At 65.5% G+C, this 18,452-nt stretch carries 13 protein-coding genes and 1 tRNA gene; 5 read left to right on the plus strand and 9 right to left on the minus strand.

The features are described 5' to 3' along the window. Nucleotides 1–16: 16 nt before the first annotated feature. Both PD284_RS19090 and PD284_RS19095 read right to left on the minus strand, forming a co-directional pair. Nucleotides 17–526, minus strand: coding sequence for a hypothetical protein (locus PD284_RS19090; RefSeq protein WP_274629721.1), 510 nt, complete (start codon nt 524–526; stop codon nt 17–19). 149 nt (nt 527–675) lie between these two features. After that, entirely contained in the window at nt 676–1,842 is a 1,167-nt protein-coding gene (locus tag PD284_RS19095; protein WP_274629722.1) for an acetyl-CoA acetyltransferase, read from the minus strand. Between the two features lie 154 nt (nt 1,843–1,996). Between PD284_RS19095 and betI the strand changes: the two genes are divergently transcribed. The 4 genes from betI to betB all read left to right on the plus strand — a co-directional run bounded on the left by betI (nt 1,997) and on the right by betB (nt 6,507). Beyond that, on the plus strand, nt 1,997–2,635 hold the full coding sequence (gene betI, locus PD284_RS19100; RefSeq protein ID WP_274629723.1) for a choline-binding transcriptional repressor BetI: 639 nt from the start codon (nt 1,997–1,999) through the stop codon (nt 2,633–2,635). After that, a complete protein-coding gene (locus tag PD284_RS19105; RefSeq protein ID WP_274629724.1) occupies nt 2,632–3,270 on the plus strand; it encodes a glutathione S-transferase family protein in 639 nt (212 codons plus the stop codon). The genes betI and PD284_RS19105 overlap by 4 nt, the downstream gene beginning before the upstream one ends. A gap of 75 nt (nt 3,271–3,345) precedes the next feature. Then, complete coding sequence (betA, locus tag PD284_RS19110; protein ID WP_274629725.1) at nt 3,346–4,998, plus strand: choline dehydrogenase; 1,653 nt, start codon at nt 3,346–3,348, stop codon at nt 4,996–4,998. Between the two features lie 45 nt (nt 4,999–5,043). Next, nucleotides 5,044–6,507 carry a betaine-aldehyde dehydrogenase gene (betB, locus tag PD284_RS19115; protein ID WP_274629726.1) on the plus strand — a complete coding sequence of 488 codons (1,464 nt, stop codon included), beginning with the start codon at nt 5,044–5,046 and terminating at the stop codon, nt 6,505–6,507. A 129-nt stretch (nt 6,508–6,636) separates the two neighbouring features. On the opposite strand, the gene PD284_RS19120 is transcribed toward betB, so the two are convergent. Both PD284_RS19120 and PD284_RS19125 read right to left on the minus strand, forming a co-directional pair. Beyond that, a complete protein-coding gene (locus PD284_RS19120; protein WP_274629727.1) occupies nt 6,637–8,892 on the minus strand; it encodes a mannose-1-phosphate guanylyltransferase/mannose-6-phosphate isomerase in 2,256 nt (751 codons plus the stop codon). Between the two features lie 10 nt (nt 8,893–8,902). Then, nucleotides 8,903–10,423, minus strand: a complete 1,521-nt coding sequence (locus tag PD284_RS19125; RefSeq protein ID WP_274629728.1) for a phosphomannomutase/phosphoglucomutase — start codon at nt 10,421–10,423, stop codon at nt 8,903–8,905. Nucleotides 10,424–10,617: 194 nt separating this feature from the next. On the opposite strand from PD284_RS19125, the gene PD284_RS19130 reads away from it, so the two are divergent. Continuing rightward, a tRNA-Pro gene (locus PD284_RS19130) sits at nt 10,618–10,694 on the plus strand. A gap of 202 nt (nt 10,695–10,896) precedes the next feature. Here the strand turns inward: PD284_RS19130 and PD284_RS19135 are convergent. The 5 genes from PD284_RS19135 to glgA form a co-directional block, all read right to left on the minus strand. Continuing rightward, nucleotides 10,897–11,193 (minus strand): DUF982 domain-containing protein, encoded by a 297-nt coding sequence (locus PD284_RS19135; RefSeq protein ID WP_274629729.1) that lies wholly within the window; start codon nt 11,191–11,193, stop codon nt 10,897–10,899. 237 nt (nt 11,194–11,430) lie between these two features. After that, a complete protein-coding gene (bglA, locus tag PD284_RS19140) occupies nt 11,431–13,062 on the minus strand; it encodes a beta-galactosidase BglA (RefSeq protein ID WP_274629730.1) in 1,632 nt (543 codons plus the stop codon). A gap of 16 nt (nt 13,063–13,078) precedes the next feature. Further along, nucleotides 13,079–15,079 (minus strand): glycogen debranching protein GlgX, encoded by a 2,001-nt coding sequence (gene glgX / locus PD284_RS19145; protein WP_274629731.1) that lies wholly within the window; start codon nt 15,077–15,079, stop codon nt 13,079–13,081. Nucleotides 15,080–15,323: 244 nt separating this feature from the next. Next, nucleotides 15,324–16,952 carry an alpha-D-glucose phosphate-specific phosphoglucomutase gene (locus tag PD284_RS19150; protein WP_274629732.1) on the minus strand — a complete coding sequence of 543 codons (1,629 nt, stop codon included), beginning with the start codon at nt 16,950–16,952 and terminating at the stop codon, nt 15,324–15,326. Between the two features lie 4 nt (nt 16,953–16,956). Then, the gene (glgA, locus tag PD284_RS19155) at nt 16,957–18,402 is read right to left on the minus strand and encodes a glycogen synthase GlgA (protein ID WP_274629733.1); all 1,446 of its coding nucleotides are present in this window, start codon (nt 18,400–18,402) and stop codon (nt 16,957–16,959) included. Between the last annotated feature and the right edge of the window lie 50 nt (nt 18,403–18,452).

The raw sequence follows: 18,452 nt of genomic DNA on the forward strand, positions 1-18,452 counted from the left end.
GAGAAGGCGGGCTTGCCTACTCCTCGATCTCCACGTCCTCGCCGACATGCGACAGCGACTCGCGCAAACCGTCCTGGAAATCGTTCACGCCATAGAGGATGTCGTCGACCATCAGCTTGCCTTCAACGAGAGCCAGTTTGACGCGGTCGGTCCAGTTCGCCTCTGGATCGTCGAACTTGTACTCGATATCGACTTCCGTGCCGTCGGCGGAAACTTTTCCGGCCACGCACTCCTTGGCCACGTCCGGGTAGGACTGGAACGGCACGCCATCACCCAGCGGCGGCTTTTCGCCGGGATGGGCCGTCTCCCAGACATCGTTCTTCTTGACCGCCTCGTCCATCGCGGCCTTCAACGAGGGCGTGAGGAGCGCCATCGTCGCCAATTCGGCCTCGGCCGTGCCTGATCGGTGGGTGTCGCAGAATTTCTGAGCGACCTGTGCCGGGGTGTCGTCGGTGGCGTCGGCAACCGTCGCCGTCACTGCGAACGCCGCGGAGACCGCCAAGATCGCAAACCACCTGGATTTCATCGGACAATCCCCTGCTGCTGCCAAACCGCCAGCCCCTCAGTCGTTCAATTCGGTCCGGGCGGCAAGAGTATGGCGCATCACAAAAACGAATGCGGCGGCCATCTAGGCCGCCGCGGAACATTCGAGAACGTAGGCCGCTGCCGGCGGCCTTACTTGATCCTCTCCAGGATCGAGACGTAGTTGGCGACGGCAGCGCCGCCCATGTTGAAGATGCCGCCGAGCTTGGCGCCCTCGACCTGGATCCCGCCGGCTTCGCCGGTCAGCTGCATGGCAGTCAGAGCGTGCATGGAAACGCCGGTGGCGCCGATCGGATGGCCCTTGGCCTTGAGACCGCCCGAGGGGTTGACCGGCAGCCGGCCGCCCTTTGCGGTCTGTCCCTCCATCGCGATCTTCGCACCCTCGCCGGGCTTGGCCAGCCCCATCGCCTCGTATTCGATCAGTTCGGCGATGGTGAAGCAGTCGTGGGTTTCGACGAAGGAGAGGTCGTCTAAGGTCACGCCGGCGTTCTTCAGCGCGCGCGTCCATGCCTGCTCGCAGCCCTCGAACAGAAGGATGTCGCGCTTCGACATCGGCAGGAAGTCCTGCACGTGCTCGTTGGCGCGGAAGGCCACCGCTCGCTTCATCGACAGCGCCGTGCCCACGTCGGCCAGCACGATTGCCGCCGCGCCGTCCGAAACCAGCGAGCAATCGGTGCGCTTCAGCGGACCGGCGACAAATGGGTTTTTCTCGCTTTCCTGGCGGCAGAAATCGAAGCCGAAATCCTTGCGCATCTGGGCGTATGGATTGTCGACGCCGTTCTTGTGGTTCTTCGCCGCGATCATGGCGAGCGCATCGGACTGGTCGCCGTAGCGCTGGAAATAGCCGTGCGCGATCTTGCCGAAGACGCCGGCGAATCCGGCCGGCGTGTCGCCCTCCTCCGGCAGATAGGACGCGCGCAGGAGGTTCTTGCCGATCTCCGGCCCCGGCGTGGTGGTCATCTGCTCGGCGCCCACGACCAGGACAACGCGGGCAGCGCGCGCATCGATGGCGCGGATGCCCTGGCGCACTGCTGCCGAACCGGTGGCGCAGGCGTTCTCGACGCGGGTCGCCGGCTTGAAACGGAAGCGGTCGTCCGCCTGCAGCACGAGGCTGGCCGTGAAGTCCTGGGCCGAGAATCCTGCATTGAAGTGGCCGAGCACGATCTCGTCCACATCGTCCGGACCGATGCCCGCATGCTCCAGGGCATCGATCGCGACTTTCGTGATCATGCTTTCAAGCGTCTCGCCTTCAAGCTTGCCAAAGCGCGAATGCGCCCACCCCACGATGCATGCGGTCATGGTAATCTCCTTCCACCCAATGCGCGGCTGCGACCAGTATAGCATAGCCCCTTTCTGTTCAAGAATGAACAAAAACATTCCGCCGACAACGCAGGCCAAACGCGGTTCTTGATTGATCAGTCAATAAAAAATATAGGTGACGAGGAGGATCGTCATGCCAAAGCTTGGAATGCAGCCGGTTCGCCGGCGCGCCCTGATCGAGGCCGCCATTGAAGCGATCGGCGCCCGTGGGTCACTCGACGTCACCATGTCGGACATCGCCAGCCGCGCCGGTGTATCCTCGGCGCTTGCCCACCATTACTTCGGCGCGAAGGAGGATCTCCTCCAGGCGACGATGCGGCAGCTGCTCGCCGATCTTGGCCTGGACTTCCTGAAGGCGCTCAGGAACGCGACGACGCCGCGCGGGCGGATCTCGGCGGTCATCAGCGTGAACTTCTCCGCCAACCAGTTCCGCCAGGAAACCATCCAGGCCTGGCTGGCCTTCTATGTGGAGGCGCAGAAATCGCCGCCGCTGCGCCGCCTGCTTCGCGTCTACGCCCGCCGGCTGCACTCCAATCTCATGAGCGGTCTCTCGTCCCTGATGCCACGCGCGCAGGCCGAGCCCACCGCGGAGTCGATCGCCGCCATGATCGACGGACTCTACATCCGGCGCGCGCTCCGCGACGGGCTGCCAAATCCAGCGAGTGCGGCCGCGCTCATCGAGGACTACGTCGACACGAAGCTGCGGCGAGAACGGCCGGCGAACGACGAGGAAACAGCAACTTATCGGCAAAGCGGGGGAGATGAACGATGATCACTGTCTGGGGACGGGCCACATCGTCTAACGTGCAGATGGTCATGTGGGCCATCGGCGAACTCCGGCTGGAGCACAAGCGGCTCGATGTGGGCGGCGCGTTCGGCGGCAACGACACGCCGGAATATAGGGCAATGAATCCCAACGGCCTCGTCCCGGTGTTCCGCGACGGTGAAGGGCCGATCCTGTGGGAGAGCGCGGCAATCGTCCGCTATCTGGGCGCGACGTATGGGGACGAGCAGTTCTGGCCTTCTTCGCCCGCAGCCCGCGCCGATGTCGACAAGTGGGCCGAGTGGATCAAGACGACATTCGGCCCCGCCTTCCTGCCCACGATCTTCTGGACATTGCTCAAGCCGGCCGACAAGCGCGACCACGCCGCGTTCGCGGCCGCCGAAAAACGCGTCAAGACGCTTGCCATCATGCTGGACGCCCGCCTCGCTGAAGGCGACTACCTTGGCGGCAGCGACATCTGCTTCGCCGACATCATCGTCGGCACCCTGCTCTACCGCTATTTCACGCTCGACTTCGACCGCGCCGACGCGCCGCATCTGCGGGCCTACTACGACCGCCTCACGGCGCGTCCCGCCTATGCCACGCACGCCATGGTTTCCTACGAAAGCCTGCGCGAGAAATGATCCCTGACTACGTTCTTGTAACGCAACGCGTCCGGGCGAGGCGTCTCCCGCTCGCGTGTTCGCCCGGCCGCCGCCATGCTTGAAGCCGACTTCGTCATCATCGGCTCAGGCTCCGCCGGCTCGGCCATGGCCTATCGCCTGTCCGAAGACGGCAAGCACTCCGTCATCGTCATCGAACACGGCGGCACCGACTACGGGCCGTTGATCCAGATGCCGTCCGCACTGTCGATTCCGATGAACATGCGCCTTTACGACTGGGGATTCTCCAGCGAGCCGGAGCCCCATCTCGGCGGCCGAAAGCTGGCCACTCCGCGGGGCAAGGTGCTCGGCGGCTCGTCCTCGATCAACGGCATGGTCTACGTGCGCGGACACGCCTGCGACTTCGACCACTGGGAGGATCAGGGCGCGGCAGGCTGGGGCTTCGCCGACGTGCTTCCCTACTTCAGGCGCATGGAGAACACGCAGGATCCGGAAGGCGGCTGGCGCGGTACGGATGGCCCGCTCTACGTCCAGCGCGGCCAGCGCGCCAACCCGCTCTACGACGTCTTCATCGAGGCTGGCCGTCAGGCCGGCTTCGAGACCACGGCAGACTACAACGGGGCCAAACAGGAAGGCTTCGGCCCGATGGAGCAGACCATCCACCGGGGCCGCAGGTGGTCCGTCGCCAACGCCTATCTGCGGCCGGCGCTCAGGCGAAGAAACGTACGCGTTGTCAGTGCCTTCGCACGAAAAGTGATGATCGAGAATCAACGTGCGGTGGGCGTCGAGATCGAAGCTCGCAAAAAGATTCAGGTCGTTAAGGCAAGACGTGAAGTGATCGTCGCCGCCTCCGCGATCAACTCGCCCAAGATTCTCCTACTCTCGGGCATCGGGCCTGCCGCCGAGCTCGCCGCGCTCGGGATCGATGTCGTCGCCGACCGGCCAGGTGTCGGACGCAACCTGCAGGACCATCTCGAGCTCTACATCCAGCAGGAATCGGTGAAGCCCATCACCCTGCACTCGGTGCTCAACCCCTTCTCCAAGGCGCTGATCGGCGCCCGCTGGCTGTTCTTCAAGAGCGGGCTCGGCGCCACCAACCACTTCGAGGCCGCCGCGTTCGTGCGCTCGGCCGCGGGGGTTCCCTATCCCGACATCCAGTACCATTTCATCCCCGCCGCGGTGCGCTACGATGGCAAGGCGGCGGCGAAGTCGCACGGCTTCCAGGCGCATGTCGGCCCGATGCGGTCGAAGTCGCGCGGCACCGTCGCGTTGCGCTCGCCCGACGCCTGGGACGCGCCGGCGATCCGCTTCAACTACATGTCCCACCCCGACGACTGGTCGGACTTTCGCCACTGCATCCGCATCACGCGCGAGATCTTCAGCCAGCCGGCCTTCGACGAGTTCCGCGGGCGGGAAATCTCCCCCGGCGGACACGTGCAGTCGGACGCCGAGCTTGACGATTTCATCCGCGCCCATGTGGAAAGCGCCTATCATCCGTGCGGCAGCTGCCGGATGGGACGCGCCGACGATCCGCTCGCCGTGGTCGATCCCGAGTGTCGCGTCATAGGCGTCGAAGGCTTGCGCGTCGCCGACTCCTCCATCTTCCCGCGCATCACCAACGGCAATCTGAACGCACCCTCGATCATGACCGGCGAGAAGGCGGCCGACCACATTCTCGGCCGTACCCCACTGCCCCGCTCGAACCTCGAGCCATGGATCAATCCGCGCTGGCGCGAAAGCGATCGTTGAGCATGATAAAGCGCAGTCTGACCGAATCCTAAGGAGCATGGCCCCATGCGCGCCCAGCCCAAAGCCTCGCACTACGTCAATGGCAGCTACCTGGACGACGCCCAGGGCGCAGAGCTGGCCAGCATCCATCCCGCCACCGGCGAGCCCATCGCGCTGCTGCGCGCCGCAACGCCCAACGTCGTCGAACTTGCGATGGAGGCGGCGCGCGCCGCACAGCCGGCCTGGGCGCGGCTGAAACCGGTCGAGCGGGGCCGCATCCTGCGCCGCGCGGCCGACATCTTGCGCGCACGCAACGACGAGTTGTCGCAGCTGGAGACGCTCGACACGGGCAAGCCCATTCAGGAGACGACCGTTGCGGACGCCGCATCTGCTGCCGATGCGCTTGAATTCTTCGCCGGCGCGATCGCCGTCTACAATGGCGAGATGGTCGATCTCGGTGGGCCATTCGGCTACACGCGCCGCGAGCCGCTCGGCGTCTGCGTCGGCATCGGCGCCTGGAACTATCCGATCCAGGTCGCAGGCTGGAAGTCGGCCCCGGCGCTCGCCATGGGCAACGCCATGGTGTTCAAGCCGTCGGAGAACACGCCTCTTTCCGCGCTGGCGCTGGCCGAGGTCTACTCGGAGGCCGGCCTTCCGGACGGCCTCTTCAATGTCGTGCAAGGCTATGGCGATGTCGGCTCGGCCCTCGTCTCGCATCCACTCACCGCAAAGGTGTCCGTGACCGGCTCGGTGCCTACCGGGCGAAAGGTGCTGGGCCTCGCCGGCTCGCAGATGAAGCACGCGACGATGGAATTGGGGGGCAAGTCGCCGCTGATCGTCTTCGACGACGCCGATCTCGAAAACGCCATCGGCGGCGCCATGCTCGGCAATTTCTATTCCTCCGGCCAGGTCTGCTCCAACGGAACGCGCGTCTTCGTGCAGCGGGGGCTTCACGACCGTTTTCTGGAAAGACTGGCGGCGCGTACCAAGAACATCCGGATTGGCGACCCGTTCGATCCGGAAACGCAGATGGGTCCGCTGATCAGCAAAGCCCAGCACGAGAAGGTGCTCGCCTACATCGAAACCGGCAAATCCGAGGGCGCCACGCTCGTCTGCGGCGGCAACGTTCCCTCGCTGCAGGGTTTTGAAGGCGGTTTCTTCGTCGAACCCACTGTCTTCTCCGGCGTCACCGACACCATGACGATCGCGCGCGAGGAGATTTTTGGGCCGGTGATGAGCGTGCTCTCCTTCGACGAGGAAGACGAGGTTATCGCCCGCGCCAACGGCACCGAATTCGGGCTCGCCGCCGGCGTCTTCACCCGTGACCTCCCCCGCGCCCATCGTGTCGTACGCGAAATGCAGGCCGGCACCTGCTGGATCAACGCCTACAACCTGACGCCGGTCGAGCTACCCTTCGGCGGCTACAAGCAATCTGGAATCGGCCGGGAGAACGCACTCGCCGCGCTCGGGCATTACTCGCAGGTGAAGTCGGTCTATGTCGAGACCGGAGACGTCGAGAGCCCGTACTGAGGCTCTCCGCGACGGCAATCTGCGCAGCCGCCTTCTCCACCCTTGTGGGGGAGAATGCGATTTTGGCATCTTGGGGAGCAGCCAAAGATTGTCCGCGAGCCAGATGCGAGAAATCGTGAGCGCCTGGCGTCAGACACGCCCCTTCGCGTCCACCGGCTCCGTCGCATCCAGATACTGCGTCAGCGCGCAGACCAGATGGTAGAAGATGCTGGCCGGCACCTCGCGCGCCTGGCTGCGCCCGCGCTCGTCGATCTGGTCGATCCAAAGCCCCATCGGCGCCGGATCGATGTGCCAACGGAACAGTCGCCCCACCCGCGCCTCGATCTCCGGCCCGAGGTCCGGCCCGCCGGTGCCGTCCAGTGCAGTGGCCGCCTTGATCGCCTCGGTCTGCGGCCAGCTGCGCGACATCCGGTCGAGCGGCAGGCCCTGGCGGGTCACCGCTCCGTAGGCCAGGCCGGTCGCGCGGTTGAGGCCGTTGGCGACCGCGGACGCATAGAGCTTTCGGGCGAATGCGAGCATGTCCGTCTGGCCGCTGGCGCGAGCGAAGTCGACGAGCAGCGAGGCCCACTCGAAGTGGTGCCCGGGCTCCGTCCACTGGCCCGCCTCGCCCGGTGCGGGCTTCCAGTTGTCGTCGAAGAATTCGCCCAGCGTCCAGGTGTCGGGATCGAAGAAGCTTGAGCGGAAAAGATCGATGATGCGGGCGGCGCGGCGCAGATAGCTACGGTCTCCGGTCGCCGCGTGCCACGCAAGGAACGCCTCGAGCAGATGCATGTGGGGGTTCGACCGCCGCACCCCTTCTCCGTCCGCAGTCTCCAGGAAGCCGGTAAGCCGGTGGTCCTCCAGGTGCTCGTCGAGGAACGCGAAGGTTTCCTGTCCAAGTGTCAGAGCGTCCCCATTGCCGCTGATATGGGCATGGGCCAGCGCGAGCAGAACGCAGGAATGATCATAGGCGTCCTCCACCGGATCGGCCACCGAGCCGTCGACGTTGAGTGCGCGCACCCAGCCTCCCCTCTCGGTGCGACCCGTGCGCACCATGAAATCGATGCCGTGCTGGATCAACTCCGCGGCGGGACCGGACCAGCCGCGCTCCTTCGCAACCGCGAAGGCATAGATCTGGCGCGCCGTCGTACGCATGCGCTTCGGCTTGTGGATCGGCTTTCCGTGGAAATCGAGAGCTTCGAAGAAACCGCCGTTCTGCCGATCGACGCCCGCAACCGACCACAGTGGCAGCGTCTCGTCGAAGAGCCAGTGATGGACCCGCTTGCGCCAAGCTCCTGGCACCAGCACGCGGTCGTCGGACGGCGTGAACTTCGTCTCCAGCCGGCCGCTTTTCTCGAGCTGCTCGACGATCTTCTTGACGTTCTGGCTGCGGTCGACCGGCGCCACGAATGTCGCGTCGCTGGTGGACACGATGGCCATGTCCTTGAGACCGATGGCCGAGAGCAGCCTGCCCTCGCTGCGGATGTAGGAATTTTCGCAATCGATGGCGACCACGTCGCCAACAATCACGTTGCCCTTGTCGTCCGAAGGGCTGACGTCGAGCAGCGACTGCCAGGAGCCGAGATCGCTCCAGCGGAACGTCGCCGGCACCATGGCGATTCCCTCGGCGCGCTCCATCACGGCATAGTCGATGGAGTTCGAGGGAATCGCTTCGTAGAGGTCCAGCGGCATGTAGACGCCCGAAAGGTCCTCGGTGGCGGCATCGTGGGCCGCCTCCGCCGCGCGCCAGATCGCCGGCTCGAACCTCAGGAATGCCTCACGCATCGCATTCGCGCTGAACAGGAAGATGCCGGCGTTCCAGTAGAAATTACCTGCGTCCACATAGGCTTGCGCGGTCTCAAGGTCCGGCTTCTCCACGAAACGGCGCACGTCGCTGACATCGGCGACGGCAGCCGAGTCGGCCTCGATATAGCCGTAGCCGGTTTCCGGTTGGCTGGGGCTGATGCCGAACACGACAAGCCGCCCGTCGCGAGCCGCCGGTACGCCGCGCTCGACAGTGCTCCAGAACTCGTCCACGGTCGTGATCTCGTGGTCGGAGGGCACGACGAGCACAAGGGAATCGCCGAATTTCCGCAACGTCTGCAGCGTTGCGATGGCGACTGCCGCCGCCGTGTTGCGCCCCACCGGCTCGAAGATCGCGCCGCCTCCGGCGAAGTCGATGTTGGCCACATCCGACCGCACGCGGTCGGCGTGACGTTCGGAAGCGATGAGGTAGACCGGCGTCTCGCCCGTGCGGCGTCCGGCCATGCGGCGCAGGGTCTTCACGAGCATCGAGCCGTCGCCGGCCAGATCGTGGAACTGCTTCGGGTTGTCCTCGCGTGAAAGTGGCCAAAGCCGCGAGCCGACCCCGCCGCTCATGACGAAACTGACGATCCGTTCGCTCATTGGGGTCTACCTAGAATGTCTGGTTATAGTCGCCCACTTCCGGGCTCTTGCGTAGCACGGCATCCACCGCCTCGAACATCTCGCGCCGACGCTCCGATGAAACCGGGCTTTCCACCACGACGACGAGCTCGGGCTTGTTCGACGAAGCCCGCACCAGGCCCCATGTCCCGTCTTCGGCGACCACGCGCACCCCGTTGACGGTGATCAGGTCCACGATCTTCTGCCCGGCGAAGATCTCGTCAGCGGCCTTCATCGCAGTGAAGTCCGCGACGACGCGCTCGACCACGTCGTACTTCACCGTGTCCCCGCAGTGCGGCGACATGGTCGGCGTGCCGAAGGTCAGCGGCAGGTCGCGGTAGAGGTCGGCCATCGACTTCTGCGGGTTGCGGTCGAGCATCTCGCAGACGGCGATCGCCGTGATGAGGCCGTCGTCATAGCCGCGTCCGATCGGCGGGTTGAAGAAGAAGTGGCCCGACTTCTCGAAACCGGCGATGGCCCTGAGTTCGGAGACCCGGCGCTTGATGTAGGAATGCCCGGTCTTCCAGTAGTCGGTGGCGGCCCCCTGGCGCTTCAGCACCTCGTCGGTCTTGAAGAGGCCCGTGGATTTCACGTCCACCACGAACTTCGCGCCCGGATGCAGCGCCGAGATATCGCGGGCTAGCATGACGCCCACCTTGTCGGCGAAGATCTCGTTGCCCTCGTTGTCCACTACGCCGCAGCGGTCGCCGTCGCCATCGAAGCCGAGACCGACGTCGGCGCCAGTCTCAAGCACCTTGTCGCGGATTGCATGGAGCATCTCCATGTCCTCCGGATTGGGATTGTAGCGCGGAAACGTGTGGTCCAGGTCGACGTCGAGCGGAATCACCTCGCAACCGACCCGCTCCAGCGCCTCCGGCGCGAACGCGCCTGCTGTGCCGTTGCCGCAGGCCGCGACCACGCGCAGCTTGCGCGTCAACTTCTTGCCCCTGGTGAGATCGTCCAGATAGACGCTACGGAAATCCGCAACTTGCTCGTAAGAACCGCCGCCCGTGAGGTCGAAGTCGCCGGAAAGGACGATCTCCTTCAGCGCGCTCATCTCGTCCGGCCCGAAGGTCAGCGGCCGTTGCGCGCCCATCTTGACGCCGGTCCAGCCATTTTCGTTGTGCGATGCCGTGACCATGGCCACGGAAGGCGTGTCGAGCGCGAACTGCGCGAAATAGGCCATCGGCGACAGAGCCAGCCCGATATCCTTCACGCGCGCTCCGCCGGTCTGCAGGCCGGAGGCCAGCGCCAGCTTGATTCCCATGGAATAGCTGCGGAAGTCGTGGCCGATGACGATATCCGGCCCGACGCCGAGACGCCTGATCAGGGTCGCCAGCCCCATGCCCAGCGCCTGCACGCCGAGCAGGTTGAGCTCCGGAGCCTTGTTCGATCCCGGATGGCCGAACCACCAGCGCGCATCGTACTCGCGGAAGCCGGTAGGGTTCACCAGCGCGCTCGTCTCGAAGGCGAATGTGTTGGGCTTGGCGTCCGCCACTGGCTTGATGTTCACCTTTTCCGTCCCCCACAAGAATTTTTTTCTCGCCAACCTGCCCCCGCAATTCCGCGGCGGCAGCGCTGCCGGCCTTGTGAACGCAGAGGTTTGAGCGGTCAATGGGCCGCAGCTTCTTGCGTCACTTTGCAAATTGCTGGCTGGAGGCGCTTGCAGGATGAAATCGCGGCGGTTATATGACCGCCGTCTGGTCACGGAGTGTAGCGCAGCCTGGTAGCGCACATCGTTCGGGACGATGGGGTCGCAGGTTCAAATCCTGCCACTCCGACCAGAAGAATCAAAGACTTGGTCTTGATCTCCAATCCCGCCCGCTCATTCTTCGCCTCTCACTCGAAGCGCGGTAGATCGCGGATTGTGCAGCGCGGCCCAAAGTCCAGAAGCTCGCCGCACCTTCTTCCTCCCGCATTTTCGTCCTTCGTGACAGGCTCAACCCGATCTCGTGTTCGGTTTCGGTTTCCGAATCGGACGCGCGATCACCTCGGTGCTCGGTGTCCGCCGGCCTTGCCTGAGGCGGCAGCCGTCTGCAGTTGGCTCCGTTCGCTGGTCAGGATGCCGGCGCTGCGTGCAAAGTCGGCAAACGCCAATCGGGCGAGTTCTCCATCGACTTCCCCGGTCAAGGCCGCACGACACTTGCTCAGGGCGACCTCGTATTCCGGCCCACGCTGGCTCGGCGGCCAGTCGGCAAGAACCGCATACGCGCGCGCAGCGCTGCCGATGGTGCTCGGAAATCCCAAGCCGACAAGAATCGTCACCGGTTTCGTGAACTGCATAGGCCTCCTCCATTGCTCACGCCGCGCCTTGAGAGCGCAGGTCCAACTACAAAGTCGGCAGATTTATGAATCTAGGCGCGAATCGCCGCGCAGCAAGGATACGGGACACAGAAAAAACGCCCGCCAGGTCAGTGGCGGGCAAGGGAATCCGCGGCCAGAGCCATAGGGAGAGCCATTGCATGGCCTGGCCGGCGCCGCCAGAAAAGCAGACTGCCACGGTTTACGCAGTGGTATTTGTCACAACTCGATACGCGCGAAGAGCGCCCCAAGCGGCGGCAGCGCGACGGCGGGACTGGAGACCTCGGCTGCGCCTGTCGGGAAATCAAGCGCTTCGAGCGCGCCGAGGTCGGACGGAAACGGCCAAACGGCCTCTTCGTCGGAAAAATTGAACAGGCAGAGGATCGACTCGCCATTCAGCGTCCGAACGAATGACAGAACGTGCTCATCCGCCTCGAGGAAGCGGATGCTGCCGCCGACCAGCGCCGGATGCGCCGCGCGGAAGGCCAGCGCTTCTCGATACCGGTTCAGCACCGAAGAAGGCCCCGTCTGTGTGTCGACCGCTTTCGCCCGATGCGCCTCGGGCACCGGCAGCCAGGACGCGCCCGTCGAAAAGCCGGCGTTCGGCTCGGCCGCGCTCCAGGGCATGGGCGTGCGGCAGCCGTCCCTCCCCTTGAAGCCCGGCCAGAACCTGATGCCGTATGGATCGCGCAGCTGCTCGAAGGTGAGCTCCGCCTCCTCCAGCCCGAGCTCCTCGCCCTGGTACAGGCAGATCGAACCCCGCAGCGCGGCGAGGACGGCGATCGCCAGCTTCGCGACGTCCTCCGGATCCTGCCCGTCCTTCGCGAAGCGGGATACGTGCCGCATCACGTCGTGATTGGAGAAGGCCCAGCAGATCCAGCCGTCCGCGACCTTATCCTCGGACGCCTCGACACATCCCCGGATATGGGCGGGCGAGAAATCCGGTCCCAGCAGGTCGAAGGTGTAGCACATGTGGAGGCGTTCGCCGCCGCCGGTATAGGCTGCCACCGTCTCCAGCGAACGCCCCTCGTCACCCACCTCGCCGACCGAGGTGCGGTTCGGATACTGATTCAACAGATCCCGAAAATCCTTTAGGAACGCTAGGTTTTCCGGCCTGGACTTGTCGAACAGATGCCACTGGTAGAGGTAGGGGTTGGTGTCCAGCGCCAGCCCCGCCACGCGGCTGTCGGTCGGCGGATTGTCGCGCAACCACAGGTCGTGGAAGTAGTAGTTCACCGTGTCGAGCCGAAAGCCGTCGACGCCGCGCTCCAGCCAGAAACGCGCGGCGTCGAGCAGCGCCTCCCGCACATCGGGGTTGTGGAAATTCAGGTCCGGCTGTGCCGCGAGGAAGTTGTGCTGGTAGTACTGCCGGCGCGTACTGTCCCACTCCCATGCAGGCCCGCCGAAGACCGAGAGCCAGTTGGTCGGGGCGGTGCCGTCAGGCCTTGCGTCCGCCCACACGTACCAGTCCGCCTTGGGGTTGTCGCGCGAGGCGCGGCTCTCGACGAACCATGGATGACGGTCCGAGCTGTGCGAGACCACCAGGTCCATGATGACCTTTAGCCCTAGCCGATGTGCCTCCGCGAGCAGCGCGTCGAAATCGGCCAGCGTGCCGAACATCGAGTCGACGTCGAGATAGTCGGAGACGTCGTAGCCCATGTCGGCCATGGGCGACCTGCAGAAGGGCGAGAGCCAGACCGCATCGACGCTGAGGGACGCGATGTGCGGCAACCGCCGCGTCACGCCCTTCAGGTCGCCGACGCCGTCGCCCGTGGTGTCCTGATAGGAGCGCGGATAGACCTGATAGATGACGCAGCCGCGCCACCATTCCGATTCAGCACGTTCGCTCATCCAGATCGCTCCCGCGTCAGATTGGGCGTTCCTCGAAGAACACGACGGTCCTGCCCTGCAGCAGGAACGAATTGTCCGCCGTCTCGCGCGGCGGATCCTCGGGCGGCGGTAGCAGCACGGACCAGCGCAGCCCCTCGCCAGCCGGTAGGCTGAACACGCAGGCGCGGCGGTCGCCGTTCACCACGACGCCCAACCTCCGCTCGCCCTGCTCTCGGCTGTCAGCGAGAACCATGGTCAACCGATGGCGCGACGGGTCCTCCCATTCGCGATGGCTGAGCGGGCCGCCGCGTTCGTTCAGCCAGGCGACGTCCTGCCGGTGCTGGCCGGGCGCCGGGTTGCCGGTGAGGAACTCCACCTCCCGCAGGGCGGGAAAGCGGTCGCGGACAGTCGCCAGCCCGGCGACATATTCTTCCCGGACGAGGTCGCGGCCTGCCCAATCGAGCCAGTTCGTCTCGTTGTCCTGGGCATAGGCGTTGTTGTTGCCGCGTTGCGTGCGGCCGAACTCGTCGCCGGCGGTGAGCAACAGCGTACCGCGCGAGGTGAACAGCGTCGCCAGCAGTGCGTAGGCGTCGCGGCGGCGCGCATGGCCGATCCTCTGATCGTCCGACGGGCCCTCCACGCCGTTGTTCCACGAGAAATTCTCGGCATGGCCATCGCGGTTGCGCTCGCCATTGGGCTCGTTGTGCTTGCGCTCGTAGGAGACGAGATCGGCCAGCGTGAACCCGTCATGGGCGGCCACGAAGTTCACGCTTCGCGTCGTGCCCGCGCCCTCGCGCTGGAAGACGTCGGACGATCCGGCGAGCCTCGTCGCCATTTCTCCGATCGTGCCGCGATCGGACCGCCAGAAGCGGCGCACGCCGTCGCGAAACTTGTCGTTCCATTCGAGCATCGGCGGGCGGAAATTGCCGAGCTGGTAGCCGTGTATACCGATGTCCCACGGTTCGGCGATCATCACGCGGTCGAAGAGGACCGGATCGGCGCGGAGCGCCCTCAGCACATCCGAATCCGGATCGAAGCGGTCGCCGTCGCGGCCGAGGATCGGCGCGAGGTCGAAGCGGAAGCCGTCGACGCCGGCGTGCAGGACGAAATGCCGGAGGCTGTCGAGGATCATGTCCCGGACGACAGGGCGGTCGCAGGCGAGCGTGTTGCCCGTGCCGGTGTCGTTGACCAGCCGGCCGCCGTCGTGACGGTAGTAGGCCTGGCTGTCCAGACCACGCAGCGAGAGCGTCGGACCGAACTCGTCGCTTTCCCCGGTATGGTTGAACACCAGGTCGAGGATCGTCCCGATGCCGGCGTCGCGCAGCGCCGCCACCGTCTGCCACAACTCGTCGATGCCTCCTGGCGCCAGTCGCGGATCGAGCGCCATGAAGGTGACCGGGTTGTAGCCCCACGCGTTCATCAGCCCCAAAGGCGGCAGGTGGCTCTCGTCGATCCAGGCGGTCACCGGCATCAGCTCGACCGCCGATACGCCTAGCCTTTGCATGTGTTCGATGATCCGCGGATGCGCCAGCGCTGCGACCGTGCCCCGCAGCCCTTCCGGTATGTCCGGGTGGCGCATGGTGAAGGCGCCGACGTTTACCTCGTAGATCAGGCCGCCCGGCCGGAACAGCGGCTCCTGTCTCGGAACGGCTGTCGGCGCGCTGACGATGGCCTTCGGGACCAGGGGCGCGGTGTCGGTGCCCTCGCCCCGCGGCGCTGCAAGCGCCGGATCGTAGCGGTAGGGTTGGTCGAGGTGGATTGCGTAGGGATCGACCAGAAGCTTTTGGGGATCGAACCAGAACCCCGCCGGCGGATCGTAGCGTCCGTCGGCGCGGTAGCCATAGCGGGTGCCTGCCGCCAGTCCGGGCACGGTCAGTTCGTGGACGTCGCCCTCCCCTCGGCGCAGTTCGTGCCTCGCGACCTCGGCATTTCCGTCGGCATCAAAGACAGACACCCAGACCCGGTCGGCCGTCGCTGACCAGACGGCGAACCGGACGCCGTCCGGCGTGGGGGTCGCGCCAAGCTGTGGGCGTGTCATGCGAGCCGGCGGCGGGGCGCTCTACCCTCCCCCTTGTGGGGAGGGTCGACGAGCAATTGGAGCGCAGCGGAAATTGTGAGACGGGGTGGGGGTGGTGAAGCGAATGGCGTCCGGTCGTTGCACATACGACGCGGCACGCAAGAACGGAGGCTTTTACCCCCACCCCGCGTCACTCGCTTTGCTTCACAAAGCTCGCTCCGCGACCCTTCCCACAAGGGGGAGGGTAAAGGCGCGCGCGCCTCCCTCACGTGATCACCGTCGGCTTGTCGCGCCCCGTGTGGCGCTTGATGCCCGCAATGTCGTCGGCGGCTGCGATGAGGTCGGCCAGCGCCGCCTGCGTGTCGAGGCCGTGGCGAGCGGGATCGGGCTCGTAGCGCTCTACATAGAGGCGCAGCGTCGCGCCCGAGGTGCCGGTTCCAGAGAGCCGCAGCACCACGCGCGAGCCCCCCTCGAACAGGATGCGGATGCCCTGGTTCTTCGAGACGGAGCCGTCGACGGGATCGTGATAGGCGAAGTCGTCGGCCGCTGCGATCTTCATGCCGCGCGCTTCAGTGCCGGCCAGCGTCGACAGCTTTGCGCGCAGTTCCTCGACCAGCCCGTTGGCGCGTTCGGTTTCCACCTCCTCGTAGTCGTGGCGGGAGTAGTAGTTCCGCCCGTATTGCGCCCAATGCTTCTCGACGATTGCCTTGGCGCTTTCCTTGCGCACGGCGAGGATGTTCAGCCAAAGCAGCACGGCCCAGAGTCCGTCCTTCTCGCGCACGTGGTCGGAACCGGTGCCAGCACTCTCCTCGCCGCAGATGGTGGCCATGCCGGCGTCGAGCAGGTTGCCGAAGAACTTCCAGCCGGTGGGCGTCTCGTACATGCCGATGCCGAGCTTTTCGGCGACGCGATCCGCTGCGCCACTGGTCGGCATGGAGCGCGCGATCCCCTTCAGGCCCGCCTTGTAGCCGGGCGCGAGATGCGCGTTGGCCGCCAGCACCGCGAGTGAATCCGAAGGCGTGACGAAGATGCCCTTGCCTATGATCAGGTTGCGGTCGCCGTCGCCATCCGATGCGGCCCCGAAGTCCGGCGCATCCGGGCGCATCATCTCGTCGTAGAGATGCTTGGCATGGACGAGGTTCGGGTCCGGGTGATGCCCGCCGAAATCTTCCAGCGGAACGAAGTTCCGGGCCGTGCCCTTCGGCGCGCCGAGACGGTTCTCCAGGATCTCCTTCGCATAGGGACCGGTCACAGCGTGCATGGCGTCGAAGGCCATGCGGAAGCCGCCCTTGAACATCGCCCCGATCGCGTCGAAGTCGAACAGGCGCTCCATGAGTTCGGCATAGTCCGCCACCGGGTCGATCACCGACACCTTCATGCCGGCGACCTCGCCTTCCCCGATCGTATCGATGTCGGGCGCGGCGGCATCCGCGATCCTGAACTCGGCGATCGTCTTCGAGTTGGTGAAGATAGCATCGGTGATCTTCTCGGGCGCCGGCCCGCCATTGCCGATGTTGTACTTGATCCCGAAATCCTCGTGCGGCCCGCCGGGATTGTGGCTGGCCGACAGAACAATTCCGCCGAACGCCTTGTATTTCCGGATGATGTTCGACGCCGCGGGCGTCGAGAGGATGCCGCCCTTGCCGACGATGACCTTGCCGAAGCCGTTGGCGGCGGCCATGCGGATCGCCTTGTCGATCACCTCGCGATTGTAGAAGCGCCCGTCGCCGCCGATGACCAGCGCCCTCCCCTGGAAACCTTCCAGCGAGTTGAAGATCGACTGGATGAAATTCTCGGCATAGTGCTCCTGCTGGAACACGGGCACCTTCTTGCGCAACCCGGAAGTGCCGGGTTTCTGGTCGTCATAGGGCTTCGTCGCGATTGTGCGGATCATCTAATCATGTGCCTTTCCTTGCCAGCAGAGATTTGTAGAGGTCGACATATCGGTCGGCGCTGCGGCTCCACGATACGTCGGACTTCATCCCCTGCTTCTGGATACCGCTCCATATGGTCGGATTCGCGTAGGTGGCAACCGCCCGGCGGATCGTCTGCATAAAAGCGTCAGGCGTCAGCGGCGAGAACTGGAAGCCGGTCGCGGCTCCCGCGGCGATCGCCGCCTCGTTGGCGTCGATGATGGTATCGGCGAGCCCGCCGGTGCGCGCCACGATCGGCACGCAGCCGTAACGCAGCCCGTAGAGCTGGGTGAGGCCGCACGGCTCGAAACGCGACGGGATGAGGATGGCGTCGGCCCCGCCCTGCAGCAGGTGCGACAGCGCCTCGTCGTAGCCGATGACGGTCCCGATGCGGCCGCGGTGGCGGGCAGCGCCCGCGAGCAGCGCGCCCTCCAGTCCGGCGTCGCCCGTACCCAGCACCGCAAGCCGTGCGCCCGCAGCGACGATCGGGTCCAGAATCGCGGCAAGAACGTCGATGCCCTTCTGCCAAGTCAGGCGGCTGACGACACAGAGCAGCGGGCCGTCGTCCCGGTCGAGCGCGAAGCGCTCCTCCAGCGCCCGCTTGTTGGCGGCCCTCGCCTTCAGGGCCTTCGCGGAGTAGGCGGCCAGAAGATGCGCGTCCGCTGCCGGGTCCCAGATGGCCGTATCGATGCCGTTGACGATGCCGAGCAGTTCGCCCGTCCGCGCATTGAGCAGGCCGTCGAGGCCCATGCCGAACTCGGGCGAACGGATCTCCTGCGCATAGGTCGGGCTGACGGTGGTGATCGCCCAGGCCGCCTGCAGCCCGGCCTTCAGGTAGCCGACGCCGCCATAGTACTCGACGCCGTCCAGCGCCATCGCCTCGCCCGGCAGACCCAGGCTGCCGAAGATGCCGGCGCCGAACTGCCCCTGGAAGGCGAGGTTGTGCACGGTCATCACCGAAGGCGTGTCCGGCGCCTTGCCGTAGCGCGTGTAGGCTAGCGTCAGCGCCGCCTGCCAGTCATGCGCATGGACGATGTCGGGCCGCCATCCCTCGACCCCGCCGGCCGCAATGTCGCCGCCGACCTGGCTCAAGGCCGCAAAACGCCGCCAGTTGTCCGGCCAGTCGATGCCCGTCGCATCGCCGTAGGGACCGCCGACGCGGTCGAACAGGTGCGGCGCATCCAGCACGAAGAGATCGAGCCCTGCGATCTCCACGGCGTGCACCCTGGCCGGGCCGCCCTGCAGCGCGACATATTCCATCACCGGCTTCGTCGGCGTGAACTTCTCCATCACCACCGTGTACCCGGGCACCAGGGTCCTGACGGCAACACCCTTGGGGGCGAGGGCAAGCGGCAACGCGCCGGTCACATCCGCCAGCCCGCCGGTCTTGATGAGAGGAAAGATCTCGGGCGTAACGGCTAGGATCTGCATTCGCGAGCGCCCCGGAACCAAGAAAATGCCCCCTCTCCGTCTCGCCCTGC

The organism is Mesorhizobium shangrilense, from assembly GCF_028826155.1.
GTDB classification, from domain to species: Bacteria; Pseudomonadota; Alphaproteobacteria; order Rhizobiales; family Rhizobiaceae; genus Arvimicrobium; species Arvimicrobium flavum.

Excerpts from the sequence above, each read along its gene's own strand:
- PD284_RS19090 (WP_274629721.1), bottom strand. The coding sequence starts at position 526 with ATGAAATCCAGGTGGTTTGCGATCTTGGCGGTCTCCGCGGCGTTCGCA.
- PD284_RS19095 (WP_274629722.1), bottom strand. The coding sequence starts at position 1,842 with ATGACCGCATGCATCGTGGGGTGGGCGCATTCGCGCTTTGGCAAGCTT.
- betI (WP_274629723.1), top strand. The coding sequence starts at position 1,997 with ATGCCAAAGCTTGGAATGCAGCCGGTTCGCCGGCGCGCCCTGATCGAG.
- PD284_RS19105 (WP_274629724.1), top strand. The coding sequence starts at position 2,632 with ATGATCACTGTCTGGGGACGGGCCACATCGTCTAACGTGCAGATGGTC.
- betA (WP_274629725.1), top strand. The coding sequence starts at position 3,346 with ATGCTTGAAGCCGACTTCGTCATCATCGGCTCAGGCTCCGCCGGCTCG.
- betB (WP_274629726.1), top strand. The coding sequence starts at position 5,044 with ATGCGCGCCCAGCCCAAAGCCTCGCACTACGTCAATGGCAGCTACCTG.
- PD284_RS19120 (WP_274629727.1), bottom strand. The coding sequence starts at position 8,892 with ATGAGCGAACGGATCGTCAGTTTCGTCATGAGCGGCGGGGTCGGCTCG.
- PD284_RS19135 (WP_274629729.1), bottom strand. The coding sequence starts at position 11,193 with ATGCAGTTCACGAAACCGGTGACGATTCTTGTCGGCTTGGGATTTCCG.
- bglA (WP_274629730.1), bottom strand. The coding sequence starts at position 13,062 with ATGAGCGAACGTGCTGAATCGGAATGGTGGCGCGGCTGCGTCATCTAT.
- glgX (WP_274629731.1), bottom strand. The coding sequence starts at position 15,079 with ATGACACGCCCACAGCTTGGCGCGACCCCCACGCCGGACGGCGTCCGG.
- PD284_RS19150 (WP_274629732.1), bottom strand. The coding sequence starts at position 16,952 with ATGATCCGCACAATCGCGACGAAGCCCTATGACGACCAGAAACCCGGC.
- glgA (WP_274629733.1), bottom strand. The coding sequence starts at position 18,402 with ATGCAGATCCTAGCCGTTACGCCCGAGATCTTTCCTCTCATCAAGACC.